This is a genomic window from Thiobacillus denitrificans DSM 12475, assembly GCF_000376425.1.
Lineage (GTDB): Bacteria > Pseudomonadota > Gammaproteobacteria > Burkholderiales > Thiobacillaceae > Thiobacillus > Thiobacillus denitrificans.
Window position 1 is genome coordinate 1 of record NZ_AQWL01000002.1, and the last position, 26584, is coordinate 26584.

General features: G+C 64.6%; 24 protein-coding genes and 1 pseudogene. 11 read left to right on the plus strand and 14 right to left on the minus strand.

Annotation, left to right across the window (positions count from 1 at the left end):
- The 4 genes and pseudogenes from B059_RS20205 to B059_RS20720 all read right to left on the minus strand — a co-directional run.
- Window positions 1-230, minus strand: a pseudogene (locus tag B059_RS20205) (IS30 family transposase); the annotation flags it as partial.
- Window positions 127-534, minus strand: coding sequence for a hypothetical protein (locus B059_RS21100; RefSeq protein WP_018076636.1), 408 nt, complete (start codon window positions 532-534; stop codon window positions 127-129). The pseudogene B059_RS20205 and the gene B059_RS21100, both read right to left, overlap by 104 nt.
- 256 nt (window positions 535-790) lie before the next feature.
- Window positions 791-2374 (minus strand): phospholipase D family protein, encoded by a 1584-nt coding sequence (locus B059_RS0102365; RefSeq protein WP_018076637.1) that lies wholly within the window; start codon window positions 2372-2374, stop codon window positions 791-793.
- Between the two features lie 26 nt (window positions 2375-2400).
- On the minus strand, window positions 2401-2547 hold the full coding sequence (locus B059_RS20720; RefSeq protein ID WP_018076638.1) for a hypothetical protein: 147 nt from the start codon (window positions 2545-2547) through the stop codon (window positions 2401-2403).
- 276 nt (window positions 2548-2823) lie between these two features.
- On the opposite strand from B059_RS20720, the gene B059_RS0102375 reads away from it, so the two are divergent.
- Complete coding sequence (locus tag B059_RS0102375; protein WP_018076639.1) at window positions 2824-5670, plus strand: cation-translocating P-type ATPase; 2847 nt, start codon at window positions 2824-2826, stop codon at window positions 5668-5670.
- 134 nt (window positions 5671-5804) lie between these two features.
- Here B059_RS0102375 and B059_RS0102380 read toward each other — a convergent pair whose 3' ends face one another.
- The 6 genes from B059_RS0102380 to B059_RS0102405 all read right to left on the minus strand — a co-directional run bounded on the left by B059_RS0102380 (window position 5805) and on the right by B059_RS0102405 (window position 12790).
- Window positions 5805-6947 carry a rhodanese-like domain-containing protein gene (locus tag B059_RS0102380; RefSeq protein WP_018076640.1) on the minus strand — a complete coding sequence of 381 codons (1143 nt, stop codon included), beginning with the start codon at window positions 6945-6947 and terminating at the stop codon, window positions 5805-5807.
- A gap of 61 nt (window positions 6948-7008) precedes the next feature.
- A complete protein-coding gene (locus tag B059_RS0102385; protein ID WP_018076641.1) occupies window positions 7009-7401 on the minus strand; it encodes a DNA-binding transcriptional response regulator in 393 nt (130 codons plus the stop codon).
- The gene (gene topA / locus B059_RS0102390) at window positions 7398-9977 is read right to left on the minus strand and encodes a type I DNA topoisomerase (protein WP_018076642.1); all 2580 of its coding nucleotides are present in this window, start codon (window positions 9975-9977) and stop codon (window positions 7398-7400) included. Before topA ends, B059_RS0102385 begins: the two co-directional genes overlap by 4 nt.
- 11 nt (window positions 9978-9988) lie before the next feature.
- Window positions 9989-10435, minus strand: a complete 447-nt coding sequence (locus B059_RS0102395) for a Smg family protein (protein WP_018076643.1) — start codon at window positions 10433-10435, stop codon at window positions 9989-9991.
- Between the two features lie 4 nt (window positions 10436-10439).
- The gene (gene dprA / locus B059_RS0102400; protein WP_018076644.1) at window positions 10440-11513 is read right to left on the minus strand and encodes a DNA-processing protein DprA; all 1074 of its coding nucleotides are present in this window, start codon (window positions 11511-11513) and stop codon (window positions 10440-10442) included.
- Entirely contained in the window at window positions 11510-12790 is a 1281-nt protein-coding gene (locus B059_RS0102405; RefSeq protein ID WP_018076645.1) for a LysM peptidoglycan-binding domain-containing protein, read from the minus strand. The genes dprA and B059_RS0102405 overlap by 4 nt, the downstream gene beginning before the upstream one ends.
- Window positions 12791-12950: 160 nt before the next feature.
- Here B059_RS0102405 and def point away from each other — a divergent pair, with 160 nt between their 5' ends.
- From def to B059_RS0102455, 10 genes are all read left to right on the plus strand, one after another.
- Complete coding sequence (def, locus tag B059_RS0102410; protein ID WP_018076646.1) at window positions 12951-13484, plus strand: peptide deformylase; 534 nt, start codon at window positions 12951-12953, stop codon at window positions 13482-13484.
- A gap of 10 nt (window positions 13485-13494) precedes the next feature.
- Window positions 13495-14442 (plus strand): methionyl-tRNA formyltransferase, encoded by a 948-nt coding sequence (fmt, locus tag B059_RS0102415; protein ID WP_018076647.1) that lies wholly within the window; start codon window positions 13495-13497, stop codon window positions 14440-14442.
- A gap of 108 nt (window positions 14443-14550) precedes the next feature.
- The gene (gene rsmB / locus B059_RS0102420; protein ID WP_018076648.1) at window positions 14551-15807 is read left to right on the plus strand and encodes a 16S rRNA (cytosine(967)-C(5))-methyltransferase RsmB; all 1257 of its coding nucleotides are present in this window, start codon (window positions 14551-14553) and stop codon (window positions 15805-15807) included.
- Window positions 15773-16396: a DUF4390 domain-containing protein gene (locus tag B059_RS0102425; protein WP_245538713.1), complete on the plus strand. Its 624-nt coding sequence runs from the start codon at window positions 15773-15775 to the stop codon at window positions 16394-16396. Before rsmB ends, B059_RS0102425 begins: the two co-directional genes overlap by 35 nt.
- The gene (locus B059_RS0102430) at window positions 16318-18531 is read left to right on the plus strand and encodes a sensor histidine kinase (protein WP_245538714.1); all 2214 of its coding nucleotides are present in this window, start codon (window positions 16318-16320) and stop codon (window positions 18529-18531) included. The genes B059_RS0102425 and B059_RS0102430 overlap by 79 nt, the downstream gene beginning before the upstream one ends.
- Window positions 18528-19802 (plus strand): sigma-54-dependent transcriptional regulator, encoded by a 1275-nt coding sequence (locus B059_RS0102435; RefSeq protein ID WP_018076651.1) that lies wholly within the window; start codon window positions 18528-18530, stop codon window positions 19800-19802. Before B059_RS0102430 ends, B059_RS0102435 begins: the two co-directional genes overlap by 4 nt.
- Window positions 19803-19817: 15 nt before the next feature.
- Window positions 19818-21191, plus strand: a complete 1374-nt coding sequence (trkA, locus tag B059_RS0102440; protein WP_018076652.1) for a Trk system potassium transporter TrkA — start codon at window positions 19818-19820, stop codon at window positions 21189-21191.
- Window positions 21192-21341: 150 nt separating this feature from the next.
- Complete coding sequence (locus B059_RS0102445) at window positions 21342-22799, plus strand: TrkH family potassium uptake protein (protein WP_018076653.1); 1458 nt, start codon at window positions 21342-21344, stop codon at window positions 22797-22799.
- Entirely contained in the window at window positions 22799-23122 is a 324-nt protein-coding gene (locus B059_RS0102450) for a tetratricopeptide repeat protein (RefSeq protein WP_018076654.1), read from the plus strand. The genes B059_RS0102445 and B059_RS0102450 overlap by 1 nt, the downstream gene beginning before the upstream one ends.
- Window positions 23123-23206: 84 nt before the next feature.
- Window positions 23207-23482 carry an oxidative damage protection protein gene (locus tag B059_RS0102455; protein WP_018076655.1) on the plus strand — a complete coding sequence of 92 codons (276 nt, stop codon included), beginning with the start codon at window positions 23207-23209 and terminating at the stop codon, window positions 23480-23482.
- 64 nt (window positions 23483-23546) lie between these two features.
- Here the strand turns inward: B059_RS0102455 and phoU are convergent, their stop codons facing one another.
- The 4 genes from phoU to B059_RS0102475 all read right to left on the minus strand — a co-directional run bounded on the left by phoU (window position 23547) and on the right by B059_RS0102475 (window position 26566).
- Window positions 23547-24248, minus strand: coding sequence for a phosphate signaling complex protein PhoU (gene phoU, locus B059_RS0102460; protein WP_018076656.1), 702 nt, complete (start codon window positions 24246-24248; stop codon window positions 23547-23549).
- Window positions 24249-24330: 82 nt separating this feature from the next.
- Window positions 24331-24735, minus strand: a complete 405-nt coding sequence (locus B059_RS0102465) for a hypothetical protein (protein WP_018076657.1) — start codon at window positions 24733-24735, stop codon at window positions 24331-24333.
- Window positions 24732-25730, minus strand: coding sequence for a Nudix family hydrolase (locus tag B059_RS0102470; RefSeq protein ID WP_018076658.1), 999 nt, complete (start codon window positions 25728-25730; stop codon window positions 24732-24734). The genes B059_RS0102465 and B059_RS0102470 overlap by 4 nt, the downstream gene beginning before the upstream one ends.
- On the minus strand, window positions 25727-26566 hold the full coding sequence (locus tag B059_RS0102475; protein WP_018076659.1) for an ATP-binding protein: 840 nt from the start codon (window positions 26564-26566) through the stop codon (window positions 25727-25729). Before B059_RS0102475 ends, B059_RS0102470 begins: the two co-directional genes overlap by 4 nt.
- Window positions 26567-26584: the final 18 nt, after the last annotated feature.

A 26584-nucleotide genomic window follows, 5' to 3' on the forward strand; every position in this document is an offset into this window, starting at 1 on the left:
GATGCTAAAGCACGCGATATTTCTTCGCGTTCAGCTAATGTCAGCGTCAAGCTCGATCGGTGTCGTGGCGCCGGGCTTATCCCGCCGGTCTCAGCCAGTATGCGTTGTATGGATGAGTGGTTTCGATCAAACAACTGGGCGATCTGTTGAAGGGACTCCCCTTTCCTCCAACGTTCCCACATCAAGGCTTTCTGGCTTTCCGTGTAATAGATCCGAGGTCTTCGTTTCATCTGCAACACTCCTTCTGCTTACGCAGTCTCTAGTGTGTTGCATCCACCGGTTGAATCCGCCGAAGTTCTCCCGACACTCCTGAATCGCAACGATGTCGAACCAGTTAATCACTTCAGCGATGAGGGAGAGATCCTGGTCTCGGCGATGCTGGGCGCCGAGATTGGCGATGTTCCATGTGGCAACGAGGAGTTTTCCCGCCTGCCGTTTTGGAATCCGGCGCGTTTTCTTGTGCTTCCGAAGCCAGCCCACCTCACCGGCAACGGCGTAATCGAACGCGAATTTCGGCTTCGGAAAAACAGGCATGTTCGATACCCCGGAAATTTGCCGCACATGCACTGCGCCGCCAGTGCGAGCGGGCCAAGATTAGCGATACACCCTAACAAGATAGCCAATATCCAAATGAAAACATCCCGGAACACCAGCACAGCACCAAAGGATACTGAATCGGCTTCGCGCAGTTCGATGTCGAACACAGCTCACGCTATCGATGTCAGACGTTCTGCTACGGAAAGTCACGACGATCATGCGAGCAGGTTACGGCCGCAGACGGTCCCGTTTCCTACAGCAGCCACTCGATCGGAAGGCAGGACAGAATGCGGATTCCCCAGCGCTGGAACGTGCTGGTACCCGGCTCGGTCGCGTGGATAACGGTTCCATCCGGCCCCTGCTCGCGCCAGTTGAGGCGGCCATCGTCCGTGAGCGCCACTTCATAGGCGCGCATGGGAATGTCGGTTTCGAACGCGCGGGAGACGGCGGCGGCAAGCCGGGGGCTCTCGATGACGAAGCCGAGCTCGGTGTTGAGGTGTATCGAGCGCGGATCGAAGTTGAACGAGCCGATGAACAGCCTGTGGTTGTCGACCGTGAAGGTCTTGGCGTGCAGGATCGATCCGCTGGATCGCAGCACATGGCCTTTGGCGCTGCCGCTGCCGCCTGAGCCGGCACCGACGAGCTTGCGGCGTGGCCGCTCGTTCCCTTCCGGGCCGCGCATTTCGAACAGGCGGATGCCGGCGCGCAGCAGGGCTTTGCGGCGTTCGGCATAGCCCGCATGGACGATCCACACATCCGTCGCTGCGAAGGCATTGGTGAAGATGGAGACATCCACGCCGCTCGCCGCAAGTCCCGAAAAGGCCTCGGCGCCGGCGCGGGTGGGCACAAAATAGCCGGAGATCAGCCGTACCTCGCGTTCGGGTCTGCCGATGGCCTCGTGCAGCGCGGTAGCCAGCAGCTTTTCCTTGTCGATGTCGCCGAGACCCTTGGCAGGATCGTCGCTGATCATGCGGATCGCCGCCCATTCGAATGGCAGCGATCCGGCGACCATCTGCTCGATGAACGGAAGCGCGCGGATCGCTTCCATATAGACGCGGGCAGCCGGGTCGCGCTCGACCAGCGAGGTCTGGCGGGCAAGGGCCTTTAGATCCCCGGCCGGCAGGATCCTGTCTGCGGGATAAGCAGACAGGCTCGACCAGTAGCGGTCGAAGTCGCGCGAGACGTCCTCCACGACCGGGCCGATCGCGAGCACGTCCATATCGGAGAACAGCGCTTCGTCGCGGGCGCCGAAATACTCGTCGCCGATGTTGCGGCCGCCGATGATCGTCGCCTGGTTGTCGGCAGTGAAGCTCTTGTTGTGCATCCGGCGATTGAGGCGCGGAAAATCGGTCAGATAACCGACCAGCTTGGGATGCCGCACGACAAACTGGTTGAACAGGCGGATTTCGATATTGGGATGCAGGTCCAGCGCGGCCAGCACCGGATCGAGACCGGCGATGCCGTTGTCGTCAAGCAGCATGCGGACCCGCACGCCGCGATCGGCCGCCTCGTGCATGGCCTCCAGCATCAGGGTTCCGGACAGGTCGCCTTGCCAGATATAGTATTGAATATCGAGGCTGCGAACCGCTGCGCGCGCGAGCAGGACGCGGGCGGCAAAGGCTTCGCGCCCGTTCGCCAGCATATGGACGCCGGATCGGCCCGGATGCTCCGTGCATGCACTCGCGGTCCCGCGCCCCAACGGGGTATCCCCGGTATCGGTCAAGTAGACCGACGGCGCGCGCGGGTCGAGCGGAGGCAGGGGATGGCGCAGCCTGGTCACGATCCCTGCGGTGATCAGAAAAAGGAATAGCGCGCCGATAAACTGGAGCAGCAGCATCCGCTTCCTCGTGTCCCGGGATCGGCTTAACGCCGCCCCGGCCTGTGCAGGCCGGGCGCGAGCAGGACGGGAAAGATGCCCTGCAACAGCAAGCGGACAGCGGCGGCGATGGCGAGGAAGGCGGTGCCGGTCGGGATCGGGTCCGGTCCGGCCGTCTTGCCCGGGTTCGTCATGGTCGGGTTTCTTCCGTTTTCCTCATCGCATCAATGCCTGGTCAATGACCATATCGATGATCTTTTTTTCCACCCATCTCGCCACGCGCATGGAATGGCTGACCGGCCTTCTTCCCTCACCGCCACCACACGGCCATTATTTCGCAGGAAGCGGTGTAGGAGCGGAATAACGGCTAATCTATTGATTCCACAAAGAGAGGCGCGCCACTATTTTAACCTCCTGACAGCGTGCGCCGCGTGTCCAGGAGCGCGTCACGCGTTCGCCATGAGGCCAGCATGAGATCACAATCGACCCGGGTCAGCGCGTCACCTCGCGATGTCAGCCCACCGCCCGCACCCGGCGATCCGTCCACGCAGGATGCCGACGAAGTCGCCCGGATCCTGGGGGCCGACCTCGAGAACGGCCTGAGCACCGGCGAGGCGGCCCGCCGCCTCGCCCAGGATGGGCCGAACGCGCTGCGCGCGGCACCCCCGATCCCACGCTGGCGGCGCATCCTGGCCCAGTTCCAGGACCCGTTGATTTACCTGCTGCTGGCGGCGATCGCCATCTCGCTGGTCGCCTGGCTGATCGAGGGCCGCATCGGCTGGCCGGTCGACGCGATCGTGATCGGGGTCATCGTGGCGATGAACGGCCTGCTTGGCTATGTGCAGGAAGCCAAGGCGCGCGACGCGGTGGCTGCGCTGGCGCGAATGACCGCGGTCACCTCGGCGGTGCTGCGCGACGGCCAGCTGCAGCGGATCCCGAGCGTGCAACTGGTGCGCGGCGACCTGCTCGTGCTCGGTGAAGGCGACGCCGTCGGCGCCGATGCGCGACTGATTCAGGCGGCATCGCTGCGCGTGCAGGAGGCCTCGCTGACCGGCGAGAGCGAGGCCGTGCTGAAGGACGCCGCGACCCTGCCCGGCCCGGCAGCGCTCGGCGACCGGCTCGACATGGTGTTCAAGGGCACGGCCGTTGCACAGGGCAGCGGCCGCGCGGTGGTCACCGCAACCGGTATGGCCAGCCAGATGGGCGCGATCGCCGAGATGCTCGACGCCACCGAAGCAGAGTCGACGCCGCTGCAGAAGGAGGTCGCCAGGATCGGACGCATGCTCGGCATCGGCGTCGTCGTCATTGCGCTGATCGTCGTCGCAACGGTGTTCCTGGTCTTCGAGGTGCGCAGCGCCGCCGACGTCATCAACGTGCTGCTGCTCGGCGTCTCGCTGGCCGTGGCCGCGGTGCCCGAGGGGCTGCCGGCGATCCTGTCGGTGGTGCTCGCACTCGGCGTGCAACGAATGTCGCAGCGCAACGCGATCGTCAAGAACCTGTCGTCGGTCGAAACGCTGGGCTCGGCCTCGGTCATCTGCTCCGACAAGACCGGCACCCTGACACGCTCGGAGATGACGATCGAGCGGTTGATGACCGCCTCGGGCACAGCCCGCATCACCGGCGTCGGCTACGTGCCGCAGGGCAGTGTCGAGGTCGACGGCGCAGCGCTGCAGGACGAAGCGCTGCGTGCTGAGGCGATCCTCGTGCTGAGCGGCGGCAGCCTGGCCGGCAATGCCCAGTTGCAGCAGACGAGCGACGGCGACTGGGTGATCCAGGGCGATCCGACCGAGGCGGCCTTCCTCGTCGCCGAACGCAAGCTCGGCGTGCACGCGCAGCGCGAACGGCGTTTCGAGCGCATCGGCGAGATTCCGTTCACCTCCGAACGCAAGATGATGTCCACCATCGAAGTGGACCACGAGCACGGCGACGAACGCATGCTGATTGCCAAGGGCGCCCCCGACGTGCTGCTGGAACGCTGCACGCACGCGCGCGTCGGCATGGACGTGGTGGCACTCGACGCCGCGCTGCGCCAGCGCATCCTGGCCGACGTCGACGCGCTCACCGACGCCGCGCTGCGCACGTTGGCGGTCGCTTACCGTCCGCTGCGTGCCGACGAGGGCACCGGTTCACAAGACCTCGCGCAGATCGAACGCGACCTCGTCTTTGCCGGCACCGTCGGCATCATCGACCCGCCGCGCGAGGAAGCGGCACAGGCCATCGCCGAGGCTCACCGCGCCGGCATTCGCGTGATCATGATCACCGGCGATCACCCGCGCACGGCGGCGCGGATCGCCGCCGATCTCGGCATCGTCGAAGCCGGTGCGGCTGCGCTGACCGGGACCGATCTCGACAAGCTCGACGAAGCGGGCTTTGCCGAAGCGGTGCGCAGCACCTCGGTGTTCGCCCGCGTGGCGCCGGCCCACAAGCTGCGCATCGTCGACGCGCTGCAGGCCGACGGCAACGTCGTCGCGATGACCGGCGACGGCGTCAACGACGCGCCGGCATTGAAGTCGGCCGACATTGGCGTGGCGATGGGCGTCGCCGGCACCGAGGTCACCAAGGAAGCCGCGCGGATGATCCTCGCCGACGACAACTTCGCGACGATCGTGCACGCCGTGCGCGAGGGGCGCGCCATCTTCGACAACATCCGGAAGTTTCTGCGTTACCTGTTGTCGTCGAACATGGGAGAAGTGCTGACCGTGTTCCTCGGCGTCGTGCTGGCCGGCGTGATCGGCCTCAGCGGGCCGGATTCCGGCGGTGCCGTGGTGCTGCCGCTGCTGGCCACGCAGATCCTGTGGATCAACCTGATCACCGACTCCGGCCCCGCGCTGGCCATGGGCGTTGATCCCGAGACCGAGGATGTCATGGCGCGCAAGCCGCGCCCGCCGCAGCAACGGGTCATCGACGGCCGGATGTGGGCCGGAGTGCTGGAGATCGGTGCGGTGATGGCGCTGGTCACGCTGCTGACGCTCGACCTGTACCTGCCGGGGGGGCTGATCGAAGGCACGCACGAGTTGGCCAATGCGCGCACCGCCGCGTTCACGACGCTGGTCTTCGCGCAGCTGTTCAACTGCTTCAACGCCCGCTCCGAATCGGTCAGCGCGTTCCGCCACCTGTTCGTCAACCCGTGGCTTTGGGGCGCGATCGCGCTGTCGGTCGTGCTGCAGGTGGCCGTCGTCCATGTCGGTTTCCTGAACACCGCGTTCGGCACGGTGCCGCTGACGCCCGACCAATGGCTGGTCTGCGTGGCGATGGCCAGCGTGGTACTCTGGTTCGAGGAACTGCGCAAGCTGGCGGCGCGGGTATTCGGCTGGTAGCGGGAAGTCAAGGGCGAAGCCGAACCCGCCGCGTCACCGCCGAACGCAGCGGCCGGTTTCTCTGCCCACGAGAACCAGGCCACACACATGCAAAAGCCCGGCATGGCCGGGCTTTTGCATGTTCAATGGGGAAGCTAGTTTTTCTTTGATTCAACCGCCAGCCCCGCTTCCTTCCACTCCGGGAAGCCGCCGCGGAACCAGTAGACATTTTTCCAGCCGGCCTGGATCGCCATGGTGGCGGACTTGTAGCTCTTCCAGCAGATGGTGCCGTCGCAATACATCATGAAGGGGGCATTCTTGTCCTTCGGCAGCCTGTTCAGTGCGAACTGGTCGTCCGCCGGGTCGAAACCGACTTCCTTGGCGCTGCCTTCATTGTAAGGAACGGAAATGGCGCCGGGAACATGGGCGGTTTCGTATTCTTCTTTCACCCGCACGTCGTAAACCGGCGTTTGTTTGGCAATCAGTGCCTGGGCCTCGGCAGCGCTGATGATCTTGGCACCGGGCAGGCTGGTGGGCGTGGTATTCAGCATCGAGGCGACGCTTTTGAAATCGGCCCTGGTGGCGGTGGAGAGCGCGAGATTGAGGCTGTTGCCTTTCTGCAGGGTGGCGGCCAGCTTTTGCTGGGCGCCTGCCGATACGGTTTCAGGCTGTATGGTCAGCGCGCGCAGCGGCACCGATGCGCCAGTGAAAACGATGCGCCCGCCGTTGGCCGCAGTCCAGGTTTTGGCTTCCTCGGCGGAGGCGACCGCCAGGTCATAGCGGCCAAGCTTCAGCCCGTACAGCGGAGCCTCGGCCATGCGATGAAATTTGATTTCGGCAAAGTCGCTTTTGGCCAGTCCGCGGCTGTTGATCTCGCTGCGCGCCATGCTGCCCATCAGTGATTCGTAATCGGGAACGCCCAGTCTGGCGCGCGATTTGGCGCCCAGCGTACCTTTGTAATCCGGGCCCGACACGAACGCGGCGGCGATCGTCGCGTTGGATTTGAGTATGGGCTCGAACTTGAATTTGCTGACGTTGGCGATCACTTGGGCGGGGCCGAACACCATGTCCAGCGTGCCGTCCTTGGCGTGCTTGATGGCGGCAAAGCCGCGCGTGTAATACTGCAGCCGGACCGGCTGGCCGAGCGCCCGTTCGACTTCGTTGGTGAAGGCGCGGTAGCGCTGGGTGGTATTGAAATCGGTGATCGATTCGTTTTGATCGAGCACCACGCCGAGCGTGAGCGGTGCGGCCTGGACAACAGCCGAGACCAGGAACAGGGACAGGATGGCTAAACGCATGGTCGTCTCCACGGGATGACGTGGAGTTTAACGGCCAGCCCTATGGAAAGTTTAATTGCAGCTACGCGGGGATATTGGCTCGCCAGCGCTGCAAGGTGGCGCGCAACAGGTCTTCCTGTACCGGCAGCGTCAATGCGGCATCGATGCGCAGGCGGGCGCTGACTTTATCGAGCACGACCTGATGTGCCGTTTCGTAAAAAACCAGGATACGGGTGCCGGGCGCGCTTTGCACCGCGGCCAGCAGGGATTCGAGGTTGGACAGACGGTCGCGGAAATCCGTCTGGTGGTAAAAATCCGCCACGATGACCGCGGGCGGATTTTTGCGCACCAGGCTGATGGCCTTGCGCTCCGACCACTCGGCGACGACCGTGTAACCCAGCTCCTGATACAGTTTTTTGTAGCCGGCCGTGCCGATGAAGGCGTTGACCATGAGCAGCACGGGCGAGCTGCTCATGCGGCTGGTTTTTTGCTGGCAGGCTTCCTGGCGGTGGCAGGTTTGGCGGGCGCCTTTTTGGTTGTTGCCTTTTTCGCTGCGGGTTTTTTCGCTTCCGCCGCTTCTGCGGGCTTTTCCTTCTTCTTCACCGCGGGTTTGGCCGCGGCCTTTTTCGCTGGCTTCCTGGCCGGGCCCTTGGCCACGCGTGTGGCGATCAGCGCAAGCGCCTCATCCAGCGTGATCTCCTCCGGCGTGAGGTCCTTCGGCAGCGTGGCGTTGGTGCTGCCGTGCTTGACGTAGGGGCCGTAGCGGCCGCTGCGCACCGTGATGTCCTTGCCGTCGTCCGGATGCGGGCCCAGGGTTTTGAGCACCGAGGCGGCGGAGTCGGCGCCGCGCGGGGCGCGTTCCATCGCCAGCACTTCGAGCGCCCGTGGCAGATCGATTTCGTACACGCTGTCGGTCTTGGGGATCGACTTGAACTTGCCGTCGTGCAGCAGATAGGGGCCGAAGCGGCCGTTGTTGGCGACGATCGGCAGGCCGGTGGCCGGGTGGTGTCCCACTTCGCGCGGCAGCGAGAGGAATTTCAGCGCCAGTTCGAGCGTCGCATTCTCCAGCGGGATGTCCTTCGGCCACGAGGCGCGGCGCGGTTTCGGTGCCTTCTTGTCTTCCGGCATCTCGCCGATCTGCACGTAGGGGCCGAAGCGGCCGGACAGCAGCTTGACGTCGAGGCCGGAAGCCGGATCCTGGCCGAGAATATTGTCGCCCTCGGCGGTGGCCGCATGCAGCGGCCGCGTGTAGTCGCATTCCGGGTAGCCGGAGCAGCCGATGAACAGCCCGCGCTTGCTCGCCTGCATGAACAGCGGCTTGCCGCACTTGGGGCAGGCCTCCAGGATCGGGCAGCCGCGTTCGACGTCCTGCTTGGCCTTCAACTCGCCGTCGAACTCCTTCCAGAATTCGCCGAGGAGGCGCGACCATACGCGCTTGCCGTTGGAGACGTCGTCGAGCTTGTCCTCCAGCTTGGCGGTGAAGTCGTAATCGACGTAATGGGTGAAATGACGGGTCAGGAAGCAGTTGACCAGACGGCCGATATCGGTCGGCTGAAATCGCTTCTTTTCCAGTACCACGTATTCGCGATCCTGCAGGGTGGAAATGATGCTGGCGTAGGTGGAAGGCCGGCCGATGCCATACTCCTCCAGCGCCTTCACCAGCGATGCCTCGGTGTAACGCGGCGGTGGCTGGGTGAAATGCTGCTCACCGTAAAGACGGTCGACCGGCAGGGTTTCGCCTTCGGTCAACGCCGGCAGTTTCGATTCTTCTTCGTCTTCGTCATCCTGGTACACCGCGAGAAAGCCGGCGAATGCCAGCGTCTGCCCGGTGGCGCGGAAGGTGCCCTCACCCACCGTGATGTCGGCGGCGACGGTGTCGAACTGCGCCGGCGCCATCTGGCAGGCGACAGTGCGCTTCCAGATCAGCTCGTAGAGCCTCGCCTGGTCGTGCGAAAGGAACGACTTCACCGCTTCCGGTGTGCGCATGACCGCGGTCGGACGCACCGCCTCGTGGGCTTCCTGTGCGTTCTTGGTCTTGGCCTTGTAGTGGAGCGCGGTCGGCGGCAGGAATTCCTTGTCGAAGTTGGCGCTCACATACTTGCGGAGATCGGTAATCGCTTCCTGTGCCAGATTCACCGAGTCGGTACGCATGTAGGTGATGAGACCGACCGGGCCTTCGCCCAGATCGATCCCTTCGTATAGCTGCTGCGCGGTGCGCATCACGCGGTCGGTGGTCATGCCGAGCTGGCGCACGCCGGCCTGCTGCAGCGTCGAGGTGGTGAACGGCGCGCCGGGGTGGCGGGCGCGGCGTTTCTTTTCGATGCGCATCACCGTGGCATCGCGGCCTTCCAGTGTCGCCAGCCATTCCTTGCTGCGTGCCTCGTGCCCGACCGTGAACTGTTCGAGTTTTTCGCCCTTGAAATGGGTGAGCTTGGCGGTGAAGGGCTGCGCGCCCTTGTGGCTGTCGAGGTGAAGCGTCCAGTACTCGCGTGGCACGAAGGCTTCGATTTCCTCTTCGCGCTCGACGATCATCCGCAATGCGGGGGACTGCACGCGGCCGGCGCTCAAGCCCGGGCTGATCTTGCGCCACAGCAGCGGCGACAGGTTGAAGCCGACCAGATAATCCAGCGCGCGGCGGGCCTGCTGCGCGTCGACCAGATCGGATGCGATCTCGCGCGGATTGCGCACGGCGTCCTGGACGGCGGATTCGGTGATCTCGTAGAACGCTACCCGTTTCATCGGGGTCTTGACCTTGCGTTCCTTGAGGATTTCGCTGATGTGCCAGGAAATCGCCTCGCCTTCCCTATCCGGGTCGGTGGCCAGCAGTACTTCGTCGGCTTTTTTGGCGGCCTTGACGATGGCATCGACGTGCTTGGCGTTGCGTTCGATGATCTGGTATTTCATGCTGAAGCTTTCGGTGTCGACCGCACCGGTTTTCGGCTCCAGGTCGCGCACGTGGCCGTAGCTGGCGAGAATTTCGTAGTCGGCGCCGAGGTATTTCTTCAGCGTTTTGGATTTCGACGGCGATTCGACGATGACAAGCTTGGACATGGTTATTTAATTCAGTGTAAACGTCCTGGCTCGTGGTTCAGCAGCATGTCTTCCAGGTGGGTGAAATGTTCGATCAGCCCGCGGCTCCACAGCACGATCAGCGTCATCCAGCGCACATGGTCCGGCTCGATATCCTCGCCGCCCAGCGCCATCAGGCCGGAAATCACCCATTCGCGCGATTCGGGGTCGAGGATTTCGGCATTGACCAGATAGGCCAGTTCGGCGCGACAGGCGTCGTTCAGTCGCTCCAGTTCTTCCGGCGCGTAATGGCGGTCATACGCCAGGGCCAGCCGTTCGTGGCTGGCGCTGCTGGCCAGATTGGCATACCAGTCGAGCGCGGCGTTGATGTCGGCTTCCTCGAAGCCGGCGGCGAACAGGCGCTTTTCCAGCGCGTCGCGATCGGGCGCCAGCTCCGCCATGCGGAAGCTTTCATACAGGTAAACCAGGATGTCGAGCATAGTGTCAGTGGATTTTTTGGTAGCGCCCGCCGGGCAGGGAGGCAATCCGCCCATCCAGTTCAAGCGTCAACAGCTTCGCTGAAAGCGCATCCAGCGTCAACCCGGTTCTTTGTGTCAGCGCGTCCAGGCTGGCCGGCGCTCCGTCGAGCGCATCCAGTACCGGATCGGACAGGGTTTCCGGCGGCACCCGCGAGCGGGGTGGGGCCAGCCGCTGCTGCCAAGCCAGTTCGTCGAGAATATCGGCGGCCGATTCGACCAGCTTGGCGCCCTGCTTGATCAGTGCATGGCAGCCGCGCGCCAGCGGCGAATGGATGGAACCGGGAATGGCAAACACTTCGCGCCCCTGTTCGGTGGCGACCCGCGCGGTGATCAGCGAGCCGCTGTCGGGCGCCGCCTCCACCACCAGCACGCCGCGGGAGAGGCCGCTGATCAGCCGGTTGCGGCGCGGGAAATGGCCCGGCAGCGGCGGCGTGCCGAGCGGAAACTCCGACACGATCAGGCCGTTTTCGGCCAGCTGGTGCGCCAGCGCCTTGTTGCGCGCCGGATAAATGCGGTCGAGCCCGGTGCCGATGACGGCGACGCTCGATCCTGCGCCCGCCAGCCCACCGCGATGGGCCGCCGCGTCGATGCCGAGCGCCAGCCCGCTGACGATGGTAAGCCCGGCGTCGGACAGCGCATGGGCAAAGGCTTCGGCGTCGCGCACCCCCTGCGGCGTGGCGTTGCGGCTGCCGACGATGCCGAGGCCGGGCTGGCTCAATAGGGCGCGTCGTCCCTTGCAAAACAGCAGCGCGGGCGGATCGGCGATTTCCAGCAGGCTCTTCGGGTAGTCCTCGTCGGCCAGCGTCATCAGGCTGTTGCCCGGCTGGTCGAGCCAGGCATGGGCAGCGTCAAGCTGCACGGCGTCGGGTTCGGCCAACAGCGCGTCGCATTGGGCGGAGGAAAGATGCGCCGTCAGTGCCGTGCGGCCGGATGCCAAAACGGCCTCCGGAGAACCGAAGGCCGTCAGCAGGCGGAGCAGGCTGGTGTTGCCGACACCGGGGGCGAGGGCGAGGCGCAGCCAGAGGTCGAGCGCGTTCAATCAGGGTTTTTCACGGTATCGAGCAGGTAGACCGGGCGTTCGGATTGCATGATCAGTGCGTAGGACACGTGATCGAACACGCGGTACACCATGACGAGGCCAGTGCGGGAGTCCGGGAGCTGGGTGGCGCCGGCTTGGGCTTTGTCGACGCAGCTGCGGTCGTACACTTCCTTGGGGTCGAAGAACTGGTCAAAGCTCACTTTCTTGCCGGGTTTCAGGCAACCCACGTCCATGTAGGCCCAGGGCCCGGGCTGGACTTCCGCGGCGGGGCAGTCCTGCATGACCTTGCCGGGCTCATAAGGCTGGTCGAAGCTGATTTTTTCACCTGGTTTGACGCAGCCGGAATCGAGAAAGACCCAGCGCTGGCGGCCGCCCGCATGCTTGTCCGTCTTGACCAGTTTTCCTGCGCGATATACCGCCAGTACGTGACCGGGTTCGAGACCGTCCTGCGCGCCGCGGTTGATCACCACCGTCTGATAGCGCCCGGAGTTGGATGTTTCTTCAGCGCCGTAGGCGGAAATCACCTTGCCGGAAACCGGTTTTTCCGGCGAATGCGGCACGAATTCGAACACGGTGCTTTCCTGCGCCGGCAAGAGCTTGTCCTTGGCGAAGATCTCTTGCGTCACCCGCTTGAGCTGCAGTTTTTGCGGGTTACCGGCGACCAGCGTCTCGGCATCGCCCAAAAACACGGCCTCATAGCCCAGTAGCGCCCCATTGTCGGGGTTGGTCAAGGCTTGTCCCTTGCGGTAAACCTGCCAATTGCGGTTTGCGGAACCATCGCTCGTAGCGTACACCGTGTCGCCCATCGTCATGATGACGCGTTCTTCATTGGTGCCGAGGATCTGCTGTGCGTTGCTCAGCTGGTCTTCGCTGACCAGCAACGGCTGTTTCAGAAAGGCATGGATCGCCGTGATGGGAATCGCCGGAATGGCATTGTCGCCGAGCGCGCTTGCGCGCGCGCCGGGCGACAGCCTGATCGTCTGCATGCCATTTTTGCCGCCCTTGACCAGCGTCAGGCGCGGCTCCTTGCCGCTGCGGTCGAGCACGACCAGGTCGCCCGGATAAATCCAGTGCGGATTCTTGATTTCCGCGCGGTTCAGCTTCCAGATCTGCGGCCAGCGCCACGGATCCTTGAGAAACTTGCCGGAGATATCCCACAGCGTGTCGCCTTTGACCACGACGTATTTGTCCGGCGCGTTGTCCTGCAATTTAAGGGTATCGGCCAGCGTGGGAGCGACGGCCAGCAGCAGGGCAAGAGAAACAACGAGTTGACGCACGGGGAACCCTCCATTTAGACCTTGTCTAATTTTCTGCGTTGAAAATATACTGTGCGCCTAACTTACGGCTATCCGCCGTCTTATATTTAGGGTTGCTGGCGTCCGAGTGCGGATTTTGCATCAAAGTGTGCCTCCAGTCCCTTCATTCGTAAAGCTTTTTATGGCCAGACTCGACATTTTGCATTACCCCGATGCGCGCCTGCACACCGTCGCCAAGCCGGTGCAGGCGGTGGATGCACGCATCCGCAAGCTGATCGACGACATGGCCGAGACCATGTATGCCGCTCCCGGCATTGGCCTGGCCGCCACCCAGGTCAACGTTCACGAACGCGTCGTCGTCATCGATATTTCCGAAACCCACGACGAACTGCGCGTGTTCATCAATCCCGAAATCGTCGCGCAGTCCGGACGTGAAGAAAGCGAAGAAGGCTGCCTGTCGGTGCCGGGCATTTTCGACAAGGTGGAGCGCGCCGAGCGCGTCACCGTCCGCGCGCTCGATCGCGACGGCAAGCTGTTCGAGATCGAGGCCGAGGGCCTGCTGGCGGTGTGCATCCAGCACGAAATGGATCACCTGATGGGCAAGGTCTTTGTCGACTATCTGTCCAATCTCAAACGCAATCGCATCAAGGCCAAGCTGGCCAAACAGGCGCGCGAGCACCGCCCCGACGCCGCGCCCGTGCGCGCGTCGCTTTGAGCCGTTCCCCGTGCGCATTGTTTTTGCCGGAACCCCGCCGTTTGCGGCGGCAGCCCTGAACGCCCTGGCAGATGCCGGGCACGACATCGTCCTGGTGCTGACCCAGCCTGACCGTCCGGCCGGACGCGGCATGAAATTGGCCGCCAGCGTCGTCAAGCAGGCGGCACTGGCACGCGGCCTGCCGGTCGCGCAGCCCGCCAACCTGAAACCGCCCCATTCTCTGGACGAACTACGTGCGGCGCATGCCGACATCATGGTCGTCGCGGCCTACGGACTGATCCTGCCGCAGGCCGTGTTGGACCTGCCGCGTTTCGGCTGCCTCAATATCCACGCCTCGCTGCTGCCGCGCTGGCGTGGTGCGGCGCCGATCCAGCGCGCGATTCTGGCGGGCGACACGGAAACCGGCATCACCATCATGCAAATGGACGCCGGCCTCGACACCGGCGCGATGCTGATGAAAACGGTGGTGCCGATCCTTGAAACCGACACCGCAACCAGCCTGCATGACACCCTGGCCGCGGCTGGAGCCAGCGCCATCGTCGAGGCGCTGGCGCACTACCCTGCGCTGGTGCCGCAGCCGCAGGACGACGCGCAGGCCACCTACGCCGCCAAACTCGGCAAGGAAGAAGCCAGGCTGGACTGGCGCCAGCCGGCCGACCTGCTGGCACGTGCCGTGCGCGCCTACAATCCGGCCCCCGGCGCGTGGACGTTGCTGGACGGCGAGCCGCTGAAAATCTGGGCGGCGCACGCCGGCACCGATCCATTGCGTGCCAGCGCAGGTGGAAACGCGTATGTGCCGGGTGAGGTGCTGCGCGCCGGAGCGGACCAGCTGGTCGTCGCCTGCGGCAGCGGAACGCTGGCCTTGCAGGTGGTCCAGCCGGCAGGCGGCAAACGGATGAGTGCCGCCGCCTTTCTCGCCGGCCGCCCGCTGCCGCCCGGAATCCGGCTCGGCGCCTGAAGTCGAATCGCGCGCCGGGTGCCTGCGCGACCCTGATATCATCCGCCGCTCGATGCGGTGGCCGGAATCCCATGAATCAACCGATGATGAAGCGGGGCGTTTTTCCCCATGCGTAAGCTGCAAAAACTCGCCGCCGGCGCGCTCGAGGAGGTGCTCGCAGGTACGGCGCTGCACCAGGTGTTGCCGCGGTGCCTGCAGCATCTGCACACACCGGGCGAACGCGGCGCGCTGCAGGACATCGTGTATGGCAGCCTGCGCCAGCTGGGCCGCCTCGACGCCTGGCTGGCGGCGCTGCTCGAACGTCCTCTGACCGATCCGCAACTGGGCTGGCTGCTGCGCGTGGCGCTGTATCAGCTGGCCTACACCCGTGCTCCCGCCCATGCCGTGGTGCACAACGCCGTCACCGCGGCGGGCCAGGGCTGGCGACGCGGCCTCGCCAATGCGGTGCTGCGCAATTTTCAGCGCCGCCGCGCCGACCTGGAAAAAATCGCCGACGACCAGCCGTCCGCGCGCTGGTCGCACCCCGACTGGTGGATTGCGAAGCTGCAAACCGAATATCCGGACCAATGGCAGGGCATGCTCGAAGCCAGCCTGTTGCATCCGCCGTTCACCCTGCGCGTCAATCGCCGCCACGGCGATGTCGCCAGCTATCTTCGGCGCCTGAACCAAGCCGGGATGCCGGCGCATCAAACCGGCCCGGACGCGGTCACTCTCGACCGCGCGGTGCCGGTGCACAGCCTGCCCGGCTTCGACCAGGGCGACGTGTCGGTGCAGGATGCCGGCGCACAGTGGGCGGCGCGCCTGCTCGATGCGCAGCCTGGCGAACGGGTACTCGACGCCTGCGCGGCACCTGGCGGCAAGAGCGGCCATATCCTGGAACGCGCCGACGTGGTGCTGACGGCGCTCGACGTGGATGCGGCGCGGCTGGCACGAGTGCACGAAAATCTCGACCGCCTGCATCTGCATGCAACGCGGGTCGAAGGCGATGCGGCGCAGCCCGCCGCCTGGTGGGACGGCCGGCCGTTCGACCGCATCCTGGCCGACGTGCCGTGCAGCGCCTCCGGCGTGGTGCGCCGCAATCCCGACATCAAGTGGCTGCGCCGTCCCGGCGACATCGCTCAATTTGCCGCGCAGCAGGCCGTTATGCTGGAAGCACTCTGGCGGCTGCTGGCCCGCGGTGGTACATTGCTTTACGCCACCTGTTCGATATTCGATGAAGAAAACGACGGGCAAGTGCGAGCGTTCCTGGCGCGCCATATAAAAGACGCCGAACGTTGCCCGCTTCCTCAACCCTTGACCGATGGGGCGCTGCTGCCCGATGCCGAGCACGATGGTTTCTTTTACGCCCTGCTGCGCAAGACGTGACCCGGCTTTTCGATGGCTGGCCGCCCTGTTGCTGGGCGGCTGGCTGATCGTCGCGGGTGGCGCGCTGGCGAGCGACAAAAGCACCGTCAAACAGGCGGGCATCCGCGCCACTTCGCAAGGCTATCTGCTGGATGCGGATGTCGACATCGTGCTCAACCGCACCCTGGAAGACGCGCTCAGCAAGGGGATCAACCTGTATTTTCTGCTGGAACTGGAACTGACCCGTCCGCGCGACTGGTGGCTGGACGAAGACATCGCCGAACCGGTGCGCAAACTGCGGATTTATTACCACCTGTTGCTGCGCCGCTATGTCGTCGAAATCGGCTACACCACCCGGACCGTCGCGACCCTGGGCGAAGCCCTGGCCCTGCTAGGGAAGGTCGACGACTGGCAGGTGCTGGAACGCGGCGCCCTGAAGACCGGGCGTCGCTACGACGCCCGTCTACGCCTGCGTCTCGATACCGCGCAACTGCCCAAGCCGCTCTCCATCGGCGCGGTCACCAGCGACAATTGGGAACTGGCGACGCCCTGGTACGGCTGGTCGTTCGAGGCTCCCGCCGCGCCCGCTTCCCCGCCGTCCTTGCCCTGATGCGCAGTCTGATTGCCGCCGCCCTGATCATGGGCATCGTGCTGCTATCCCTGCTGTTCTATGCCAGCGGCGACAGCAGCGCATTCTCCGACTCCCTGCCCAGCCTGTTCATCGGTGGCGGCGTGCTGGGCACGGCGCTGCTGGTGCTGCTGGGGTGGCGCATGTGGTGGCTGCAAAAGCGCATCCGCCGTGGCGTGTTCGGCGCCAAGCTCACGCTCAAGCTGCTGCTGATGTTCGGCGTCGTCGCCCTGCTGCCCGGCCTGGTGGTGTATGGCGCCTCGGTGTTCTTCCTCAACCGGTCGATCGAAACCTGGTTCGACGTGCGGGTCGACAACGCGCTGGCCTCCGGCGTCAACCTCGGCCAGGCCGCGCTCGACGACCTGCTGCGCGAGCAGGACAAAAAAGCCCAGCGGATGGCGCTGGCCTTGTCGGACGAAGGCATGGGCTCGATCATCACCAGCCTTTCCACCCTGCGTGAACAAAGCGCGGTGCAGGAGCTGACCCTGTTCGACGAACGCGGTGGCGTCATTGCCCACGTCAGCGGCGAGCGCGGCACCCTGCTGCCGGTGCTGCCCGAGCGCAGCGTGCTGTGGCAGGTTAGGCAGCAGCAGCCCTACAGCCGGATCGAGGAAGTGGCCGACCGCGGGCTCGTCATGCACGTCATCGTGCCGGTATACACCAGCACGCTGACCGGCGAAACGCGCGTGCTGCAACTGGTGCAGCCGGTGCCGGCCGGCCTGGCACGCGATGCGCAGGCAGTGCAGCTGGCGTATCAGGAATACCAGCAGATCGCGGTGTCGCGACTGGGGCTGAAGCGCATCTACGGCGTCGCGCTCACCCTCACCCTGATGCTGGCCTTGCTGATGACCCTGGTGATCGCGTATCTGCTGTCGGAACGCCTCGGCGCGCCGCTGCGCACGCTGGCACGCGGCACTCGCGCCGTGGCCAAAGGCGATTTTTCGCAGATGCCGTCGGTGAAGAGCCGCGACGAGCTGGGTGTGCTGATCCAGTCGTTCAACCGCATGACCCGCCAGCTGTCCGACGCCCGCGAACAGGTCGCGCAGAACCACCAGCAGACCGAGCAGGCCAAGGCCTTTCTCGAGCGCGTGCTGGCCAACCTGTCGTCCGGCGTGGTGGTGCTGGACGAAGCGCTGCAGGTGCGCACCATGAACAGCGCGGCGGCGCAGATTCTGGGGGTGCACGCATCGGCGCTGGATGCCCAGCCGCTTGCCGCACTGGGTCGGGCGGGCGAGGCGCTGCACGGGTTTGGCGCGACGGTGGCGGCGCGTTTCGGCGAGCATGACGGCGAATGGCAGGAGCAGATCGATTACGCCGGGCCCGGCGGCAGCCAGTCGCTGCTGCTGCGCGGCACCCGCCTGCCGTCGGGTGTCGAGCGCGGCTATGTGCTGGTGTTCGACGACGTCACCAAGCTGATCGACGCCGAACGCAACGCCGCCTGGAGCGAGGTGGCGCGGCGGCTGGCGCACGAGATCAAGAACCCGCTCACCCCGATCCAGCTGTCGGCCGAGCGCATCGCGCGCAAGCTCGACGGCCGGCTGCAGCCGGCGGACGCCGAGTTCCTGGCGCGCGCCACGCAAACCATCGTCAGCCAGGTTGCCGCGATGAAAAGCATGGTGGACGCGTTTGCCGGCTATGCGCGGATGCCGCGCGCCAGACTCGAACCGCTCGATCTGAATGCGCTGGTGCACGAAGTGCTGGCGCTCTACGATGCCAGAGCGCTGGGCCTGCAGCTGCACCTCGACGCCGACTCGCCGCGGATTGCGGGCGACTCCACATTATTGCGTCAGGTAATACATAATCTGTTGCAAAATGCGCAGGATGCGCTGGCCGGCCACCCCGCACCGCGGGTCGAGGTTGGCACGCACCTTCTTGATAGCAATGCAGTTTGTTTGACCGTAACGGACAATGGAGCCGGGTTTCCGGAACATCTGATGACGCGGCTGTTCGAGCCATATGCAACCACCAAGGCCAAGGGGACGGGCCTGGGCCTGGCCATCGTCAAAAAGATCGTGGAAGAGCACCACGGCAAAATCCAGATCGAAAACATCAAATCGGGCGGTGCCGCCATCCGCATTGCATTGCCCATTTTTGCGGTAGCCGGGGAGAACACGTGAGCGGGCATATTCTCGTCGTCGACGACGAAGTGGGCATTCGTGAATTGCTGTCGGAAATCCTTACCGACGAAGGCTACGACGTGCATCTGGCGGAAAATGCCGAGGCGGCACGCGCCTTTCGCATCCTGCGGCGTCCGGACCTGGTTCTGCTGGACATCTGGATGCCCGATACCGACGGCGTGACGCTGCTGAAGGAATGGGCGGGAGGTGGCCAGCTCACCATGCCAGTGGTGATGATGTCCGGTCATGGCACCATCGATACCGCGGTTGAAGCCACCCGGCTTGGCGCCACCGATTTTCTGGAAAAACCGGTGGCGCTGGCCAAGCTGATCGATACCGTCAGCAAGGCGATCAAGCGCGGCGCGTCCCTCCCCCGGCGCACGCCCGGCATGGATTTGTCAGCGCTCGGGCGCAGCCCGCTGATCCTCGAACTGAAAAAACGCCTTACTCAGATCGCCGGCAACACCGCGCCGGTCCTGTTGCAGGGCGAGCCCGGCAGCGGCTTTGAAATCTGCGCGCATTTTCTGCATCAGCCCGCCAGCGCGTGGGTCGAGATCAAGGATCGCGCGCGCCTGGTGTCCGAGCCGCTCGGTTTTGTCGAAGCGCTCGGCAATGGCACCCTCTACCTGCCCGAGGTATGCGAGCTGGCGCGCCTGGAGCAAAAAGGCCTGGGGCTGCTGCTCGACCGCATCGAGGGCAGCGGTGCGCGCTTGGTATGCGCCAGCAGCCGTAGCCTCGACGCCATGGTCGCCGCCGGCGAATTCGACAGCCGCCTGTTTTACCGCCTGTCCAGTCTCGCCATCCAGCTGCCGCCACTGCGCGATCACCGCGAGGATGTGCCCGATATTGCCAACTTCATGCTGGCGCAACTGGTGGAAGAAGGCGTCAGCCCGGTACGGCGGCTGACCACGCCGGCCCTGAACCAGCTGCGCAATTTCGACTGGCCGGGCAATCTGCCGCAGCTCAGCAATGTGGTGCGCACCCTGGCGGTTACCACACTGGCGAATGAAATCGACGCCGCCGAGGTCAACCGTGTGCTCGCCCCGATGAAACTGTCCGCGCCGGCGGTGGCGCACGGCATTCCGCTCGACATCCCGCTGCGCGAGGCGCGCGATGCCTTTGAGCGCATGTATTTCGAACATCTGATCCAGAAAGAGGGCGGTAGCATGACGCGGGTTGCCGACAAGTCCGGACTGGAGCGCACCCACCTCTATCGCAAGCTGAAGCAGCTGAATATCCGGCATGGGCGGCGGCTGGATGAAGAGTTGTAAGCGCAGGGCCGGCGCGTGAAAATCATCATCCTCGGTGCCGGCCAGGTCGGCTCCAACCTGGCTGAAAGCCTGGTTGCCGAAGACAACGACATCACTGTCGTCGACCTCGATATCTCGCGTCTGGCGCTGCTTCAGGACCGCTTCGACCTGCGCACCGTGCGTGGCCACGCGGCGCACCCCTCGGTCCTGAAGCAGGCGGGCGCCGAGGACGCCGACATGCTGGTCGCCGTCACGCAGAGCGACGAAACCAATCTGGTGGCATGCCGCATCGCGTCTACCCTGTTCAACCTCCCCACGCGCATTGCGCGTATCCGTTCCAGCGATTTCATGGGGCAGGAAGCGGACTTTCTGGCCGAGCATTTCGGGGTCGACGACGTCATCAGCCCCGAACAGGAGGTGACCGACACCCTGCGTCGCCTGATCGAGCACCCCGAGGCGCTGCAGGTGCTCGACTTTGCCGGGGGCAAAGTGCGGCTGGTGGCGGTGCGCTCCTATCACGGCGGCCCCCTGATGGGACACGAGCTGCAGGACATCAAGCGCCACATGCCGGATGTCGATTGCCGGATCCCGGCGATCTACCGGCGCGACCGCGGCATCGTGCCGGAGGGAACCACGGTCATCGAGCCGGGCGACGAAGTATTTTTCCTGGCGCGCCGTGAGGACATCCCTTCGGTGATGCGCGAACTGCGCCGCATGGAGCGGCCGGTCAAGCGTGTGATGATCGCCGGCGGCGGCAACATCGGACGGCGGCTGGCGGCCGCGCTGGAACGCAACTACGAGGTCAAGCTGATCGACCACAACAAGGCCACCTGCACGCTGCTGGCCGAGCAGTTGCACCGTGCCCTGGTACTGCAAGGCGACGCCACCGACGAGGCATTGCTGGAGCAGGAAAACATCGGGTCGATGGACGTGTTCTGCGCGCTCACCAACGACGACGAGGACAACATCATGTCCGCCCTGCTGGCCAAGCGCATGGGCGCGCAGCGGGTGATCGCCCTGATCAACCGCTCGGCCTACGTCAATCTGGTGCAGGGCGGCGAGATCGACATCGCCATTTCGCCGGCGCAGGCCACGGTCGGCCCGCTGCTGTCGAAGATCCGACGCGGCGACATGGCGGCGGTACATTCGTTGCGGCGCGGCGCGGCCGAAGTGCTCGAGGTCGTCATCCACGGCGACCTCAAAACCTCGAAGGTAGTGGGACGCCGCATCGGTGATGTGGCCCTGCCCGAAGGGGCGGCGATTGCCGCCATCATCCGCGGCGAGGAAGTGCTGATCGCCCACCACGACACCCTGATCGAGACAGAGGACCACCTCATCGTGTTTGCGCTCAACAAGCGCATCATCCCCAAGGTGGAAAAGCTGTTCCAGGTCGGCTTCGGGTTTTTCTGAATGCCGCCTAAATGCCGTCCGACGCCCGCCCGCACCTGGATGAGTGCGGTTCTTCCCCATCACGCGGCCATGCGGCGGCGTTCCGGCGTGTCTGAGGGGATGCGCTGGTAACATCGCGCGCATGCCGATTCCGGTTTGGCGGAACGTTCAATGTCACAGATACTGCCTGTCGTCCACATCCTGTCGAAAGTGCTGATGCTGTTTGCATTTGCCTTTCTGCTGCCGCTGGGCGTTTCCACTGCGCTGGCCGATGGCGCGCAGTTCGCATACAAGCAGGCCATTCTGGCAGCATTCCTCTCCGGGGCGGGGCTCTGGCTACTGTCGCGTCGCGGCAAACGCGAACTGCAAACACGCGACGGCTTCCTGCTGGTGGCGATGATCTGGACCGTGCTGCCGGTGTTTTCGACGATCCCGCTGCTGGCCTACATGCCGGAACTCAGCTTCACCGATGCCTATTTCGAAGCCGTCTCGGGGTTGACCGCGACGGGCGCCACCGTGCTCACGGGGCTGGACATGCTGCCGCCTTCGATCAATATCTGGCGTACCGAAATGCACTGGCTGGGCGGCATGGGCGTGATCGTGCTGGTCGTGGCCGTACTGCCGATGCTGGGGGTCGGCGGACGGCAGATGTTCAAGGCGGAAACGCCGACACCGATGAAGGACAGCAAGCTCACGCCGCGCATGGCCGAAACCGCCAAGGGGCTGTGGCAGGTCTACGTTCTGGTCACGCTGATGTGTATGGGTGCGTTATGGACGGGCGGCATGAGCTGGATCGACGCGGTGGTGCATGGCTTCAGCGTGATGGGGCTGGGCGGCATGTCGTCGCACGACGCCAGCCTAGGGTATTTCGATTCCGTGCTGCTCGAAATCATTATCATGGTGTTCGCGCTGATCGCAGGCATCAGCTTTTCCACCCACTTCATGGCTTTGCGCACCCGCAGCCTGCTGGCCTACCGCCACGATGCGGAAATTCGCTGGTACTTTGCGATATTGGGCGCCAGCATTGCCGGCGTCACCGGCTACCTGTGGCTCAAGGGCGTTTATCCTGAACTGCCGGAAGCCCTGCGCTACGTTTCGTTCAACACCATTTCGGTGGCCACCACGCTCGGATTTTCCAACACCGATTACAACGCCTGGCCGTATTTCGCGCCCCTGTGGATGCTGTTTCTGTCGAGTTTCTGCGCCAGTTCCAGTTCTACCGGCGGCGGCATCAAAATGATGCGCGCCATGCTGCTCTGGAAGCAGCTTTACCGCGAACTGGTCAAGCTGGTGCATCCCAACGCCGAAATCCACACCAAGATCGGCACCCATGCGGTGCCCAACAAGATCATCTATGCCGTGCTGGCGTTCTTCTTCGTCTATATTGCCTGCATCGTCGTCTTCACGTTTCTGCTGTCCGCATCCGGACTCGACATCTTCTCCGCCCTGACCGCCGTCGTTGCCATGATCAACAACACCGGCCCGGGCCTGGGCCAGGTTGGCCCCGCCAGCAACTTCGCCGCGCTGAACGATTTCCAGATCTGGGTGTGCTGCTTTGCCATGCTGCTCGGGCGGCTGGAATTGTTCACCCTTTTGGTGGTGTTGACCCCGGCGTTCTGGAGGAAGTGATGTCTGCCATCGACAATTTCGAAGCCATGCTGACGCAAGGGCGCGACAATGCCCTGCTGCGGTTTTCGCTGGGCAACGAATACCTCAAGCAGGGCGACGCCGCTCGTGCCGCCGAACACCTGCGGCGCGCGGTCGAACACGACCCGCAGTATTCCGCCGCCTGGAAACTGCTGGGCAAGGCGCTTACCGACAGCGAAGCCTGGAGCGATGCGCTGGCTGCGTATCGGCAGGGCATCGCGGTGGCGGAGGCGCGCGGCGACAAGCAGGCAGCCAAGGAGATGGGCGTATTTGCACGGCGAATCGAGAAGCAGCTGCAAGACTGAAACCGCTGCGTGTCCGCGAGTGTGCCCGACGGGAGTTTCCGGCTTGAGTTAGAATCCGGCGATCAACTTTTTCAGGAGCAGCAAATGACACGGATGGTGAATTGTGTGAAGCTTGGGCGCGAAGCCGAGGGCCTGGCCTTCCAGCCGGTGCCGGGCGATCTGGGCAAGAAGATTTTCGAGAACGTGTCGAAAGAGGCCTGGGCGGGCTGGCAGCGCCACCAGACCATGCTGATCAACGAAAACCGCCTCAATCTGGCCGACCCGCAGGCACGCGGCTATTTGACGGAACAGATGGAGCGCTACTTCTTCGGCGGCGGCAATGTCGACGCTGCCGCAGGCTACGTGCCGCCTGCCAGGTAGGCACCGCACGCCCCCATGCAAACGGGCTCCCGCGGGAGCCCGTTTGCATGGGGGCGACTGAAAACTACAGCACTTCCTTCTCGATCTCCTCCAGCGAGGTGTGGCGCACGTCCTTGCCCTTGACCATGTAGACCACGTACTCCGACATGTTCTTGGCATGGTCGCCCATCCGCTCGATCGCCTTGGTGACGAACAGGATGTCGATGAAAACCGAAATGGTGCGCGGGTCTTCCATCATGAAGGTGATGAGGTGGCGCAGGTTGAGGCGGAACTCCTCGTCCACCGACTGATCCTGGCGCGCGATTTCCACCGCCAGGGTAGCGTCCAGGCGGGCAAAGCCGTCGAGCGCCTTGCGCAGCATGTCGAGCACCAGGTCGGCCATGTACTTGACCTCGCTGAAGCGCGGCAGGCTGATGCGCTCGGACTGGTGGATCAGCCGGGACATGCGTGCGATCTTGGCGGCTTCGTCGCCGATGCGTTCGAGGTCGGTGATAGTCTTCACCACCATCATCACCATGCGCAGGTCGGACGCTGTAGGCTGGCGGCGCGCGATGATATGGGTGCAGTCCTCGTCGATGGCGACTTCCAGCGCATTGACGGTGTGGTCATTGGCCTCCACCTGGCTGGCCAGTTTCAGGTCGCCATTGACGAGTGCTTCGATCGCGTTGATGATCTGTTCTTCGACCAGGCCGCCCATCTTCAGCACATTGGCACGCACGGCTTCCAGCTCGGTGTCAAACTGCTTGTAGGTGTGTTCAGTTAGCATCGTGTAGACCCTCCAGTCATTCGCTTCTAATTATAGGTCCCGCATAGGCCCTGCATTGTGACCATTGCATGTACGGCAGGTTTCACCGGGTGCTGAAGGGCAGCGCGTAACGCGTCCCGTCGATGTCGAGATACAGCACCCAGTCGTGCCGTCCGCTGACGCACGCAGGCAAGGTCACTTTCGCGCCAAACGCACCGCCCGGGACTGGGCGCAGAGCATAGCGGTTAAAGCCCATGTCCATGTCGCTCATCTGCAGTTCCGCGCTGATCCGGCCGACACCCGGCGCGCGGACGCTCAGTTCGAAAGTCTCCAGCGGCACCGGCTGCGACGAAAAACGCAGCTGTGCGGGTGTGCCGCGGTGGTCGAACGTGCAGCCGGCGAGCGGGTCGGTGCAGCTCACCACCACCGCTGCGGCCGGCCGCTTCAGCCAATAGCCGGCCGCTGCGATAGCCGCCAGCACGACAACCAGTATCAGCGCCCGCTTCATGTCCAGGCGCCCCGCAGCAGCGCCACACCGTGCGCGCCGTGCGACTGTGCCAGCGCCACGTCGTGGCGCTCCAGCCCGCCCAGCCCGTACACCGGGATCGGACTGGCGGCGGCCAGCTCGGCAAACCGGCCCCAGCCGAGCGTGGCCGCGCCCGGATGGGTGAGCGTGGGTAGCACCGGCGACAGCAGCGCAAAATCGGCCCCGATCGCGGCGGCATGCGCCAGCTCGGCGTCGTCGTGGCATGACACGCCAACCCATGCGCAATCAGGGCGCGTGGTCAATGCGGCGGCAGCGGCCGAATCCAGATGCACACCGTCGGCGCCAGCTGCACGCGCCAGTTCCGGGCTGCCGTTGACCAGCACGCGCGCGCCATGCAGATGGGCGCGGCGCACGGTCGCCTGCGCGAGTTGCAGGCGCGTGTCTTGCGGCAGCGTCTTGTCGCGCAGTTGGATCAGCCGCAGGCCATTATGCAGGGCGACATCCAGCCGCGCCAGGAAGGTGTCGACGCCGAGCGATTCGGCGTGTGAAATCCCCAGCAGCGGCGGTAGCGACAGCGCCTTCAGGATCGGAAAATTGGCGGGCAGCAGCGGCGTCACCTCGACCGCGTCGGGCAACTGCCAGGAAAAAACCTGCCCTTCGTGCGGATGCGGTGCGCCCTGCCATTCGAACACGCGGAAAAAATTCAGCCGTACCGTGGCATGCGGATACTCGAACACCCGGGTGATCCAGCGGCAGGCGCGCTCGATCGCGATGCCGAGTTCCTCGTGCAGTTCGCGGGCGAGCGCGGCCTCCAGCGTTTCGCCCGGCTCCACCTTGCCGCCGGGAAATTCCCAGTAGCCCGCATAGACCTTGCCCGGCGGCCGCTGCGCCAGCAGCACCCGCGAGGGGTACGCCGGTGGGTGCCCCGCTGCTGCGCCGCGACCCTCCCGCAGCACGCGGCCGTCGGGCTGGGTCAGCACCGCCGCGACGACTTCCGTGATGGGCGGCTGACTCATTGCTTTCCCGCCCAGTCGCGTGCGAACTGCCACGCCACCCGGCCGTTGCGTGCGCCGCGTCCGAGCGACCACTGCAGCGCGGCGCGCCCGAACGCTTCGTCCGGCGTTGCGCCAAGGCGCTCGGCCCAGTGTCGGGCAATAGCCAGATAGGTATCCTGGTCCATGCCATGGAACGCCACCCACAACCCGAAACGATCGGACAGCGAAACCTTTTCCTCGGTCGCCTCGCCCGGATGCACCTCGCCGCCGAGGTGCCGGGTTTCCAGGTTTTCCGCCATGTATTCCGGCATCAGGTGGCGGCGGTTGCTGGTGGCGTAGATCAGCACGTTGTCGCTCGGCCCCGCCAGCGAGCCGTCGAGCGCGGCCTTCAGGCTGGCGTAGCCGGCTTCGTGCTCGGCGAAAGTCAGGTCGTCGATGAAGACGATGAAGCGATAGTCGGCATCCGCCAGCAGCTCGAACAGGTCCGGCAGGCTCGGCAGCCCGGCCTTGTCGACCTCGATCAGGCGCAGCCCCTTCGCCGCGTATTTGGCGTGCACCGCCTTCACCAGCGAGGACTTGCCGCAGCCACGCGCGCCGGTCAGCAGCACGTTGTTGGCGGGCCTGCCGACGACGAACTGGCGCGTGTTGGCGTCCACCCGCTGCTTCTGCTCGTCGATCGCCAGCAGGTCTTTCAATGCCGCCCGCTGCGGGTGCAGGATCGGCTTCAGGCCGCCAGCCTGCGCCGACCAGCGCGCGGCGCGCACGTTTTTCCAGTCCAGCCCCGGTGCGGCGGCTGGGGTGTCGAGGCGGTCGAGCAGGCGTTCGATGCGGGGCAGGAGGGCGGCGAAATCGGTCATGCGGGGATTCTAGCCGCT

Coding starts and splice junctions, on each gene's coding strand:
- B059_RS20720 (WP_018076638.1), bottom strand. CDS start 2,547: ATGACGAACCCGGGCAAGACGGCCGGACCGGACCCGATCCCGACCGGC.
- B059_RS21100 (WP_018076636.1), bottom strand. CDS start 534: ATGCCTGTTTTTCCGAAGCCGAAATTCGCGTTCGATTACGCCGTTGCC.
- B059_RS0102395 (WP_018076643.1), bottom strand. CDS start 10,435: ATGCTCGACATCCTGGTTTACCTGTATGAAAGCTTCCGCATGGCGGAG.
- B059_RS0102385 (WP_018076641.1), bottom strand. CDS start 7,401: ATGAGCAGCTCGCCCGTGCTGCTCATGGTCAACGCCTTCATCGGCACG.
- topA (WP_018076642.1), bottom strand. CDS start 9,977: ATGTCCAAGCTTGTCATCGTCGAATCGCCGTCGAAATCCAAAACGCTG.
- B059_RS0102450 (WP_018076654.1), top strand. CDS start 22,799: ATGTCTGCCATCGACAATTTCGAAGCCATGCTGACGCAAGGGCGCGAC.
- B059_RS0102475 (WP_018076659.1), bottom strand. CDS start 26,566: ATGACCGATTTCGCCGCCCTCCTGCCCCGCATCGAACGCCTGCTCGAC.
- B059_RS0102465 (WP_018076657.1), bottom strand. CDS start 24,735: ATGAAGCGGGCGCTGATACTGGTTGTCGTGCTGGCGGCTATCGCAGCG.
- B059_RS0102455 (WP_018076655.1), top strand. CDS start 23,207: ATGACACGGATGGTGAATTGTGTGAAGCTTGGGCGCGAAGCCGAGGGC.
- B059_RS0102425 (WP_245538713.1), top strand. CDS start 15,773: ATGGTTTCTTTTACGCCCTGCTGCGCAAGACGTGACCCGGCTTTTCGA.
- B059_RS0102365 (WP_018076637.1), bottom strand. CDS start 2,374: ATGCTGCTGCTCCAGTTTATCGGCGCGCTATTCCTTTTTCTGATCACC.
- phoU (WP_018076656.1), bottom strand. CDS start 24,248: ATGCTAACTGAACACACCTACAAGCAGTTTGACACCGAGCTGGAAGCC.
- B059_RS0102470 (WP_018076658.1), bottom strand. CDS start 25,730: ATGAGTCAGCCGCCCATCACGGAAGTCGTCGCGGCGGTGCTGACCCAG.
- B059_RS0102375 (WP_018076639.1), top strand. CDS start 2,824: ATGAGATCACAATCGACCCGGGTCAGCGCGTCACCTCGCGATGTCAGC.
- rsmB (WP_018076648.1), top strand. CDS start 14,551: ATGCGTAAGCTGCAAAAACTCGCCGCCGGCGCGCTCGAGGAGGTGCTC.
- B059_RS0102380 (WP_018076640.1), bottom strand. CDS start 6,947: ATGCGTTTAGCCATCCTGTCCCTGTTCCTGGTCTCGGCTGTTGTCCAG.
- B059_RS0102445 (WP_018076653.1), top strand. CDS start 21,342: ATGTCACAGATACTGCCTGTCGTCCACATCCTGTCGAAAGTGCTGATG.
- def (WP_018076646.1), top strand. CDS start 12,951: ATGGCCAGACTCGACATTTTGCATTACCCCGATGCGCGCCTGCACACC.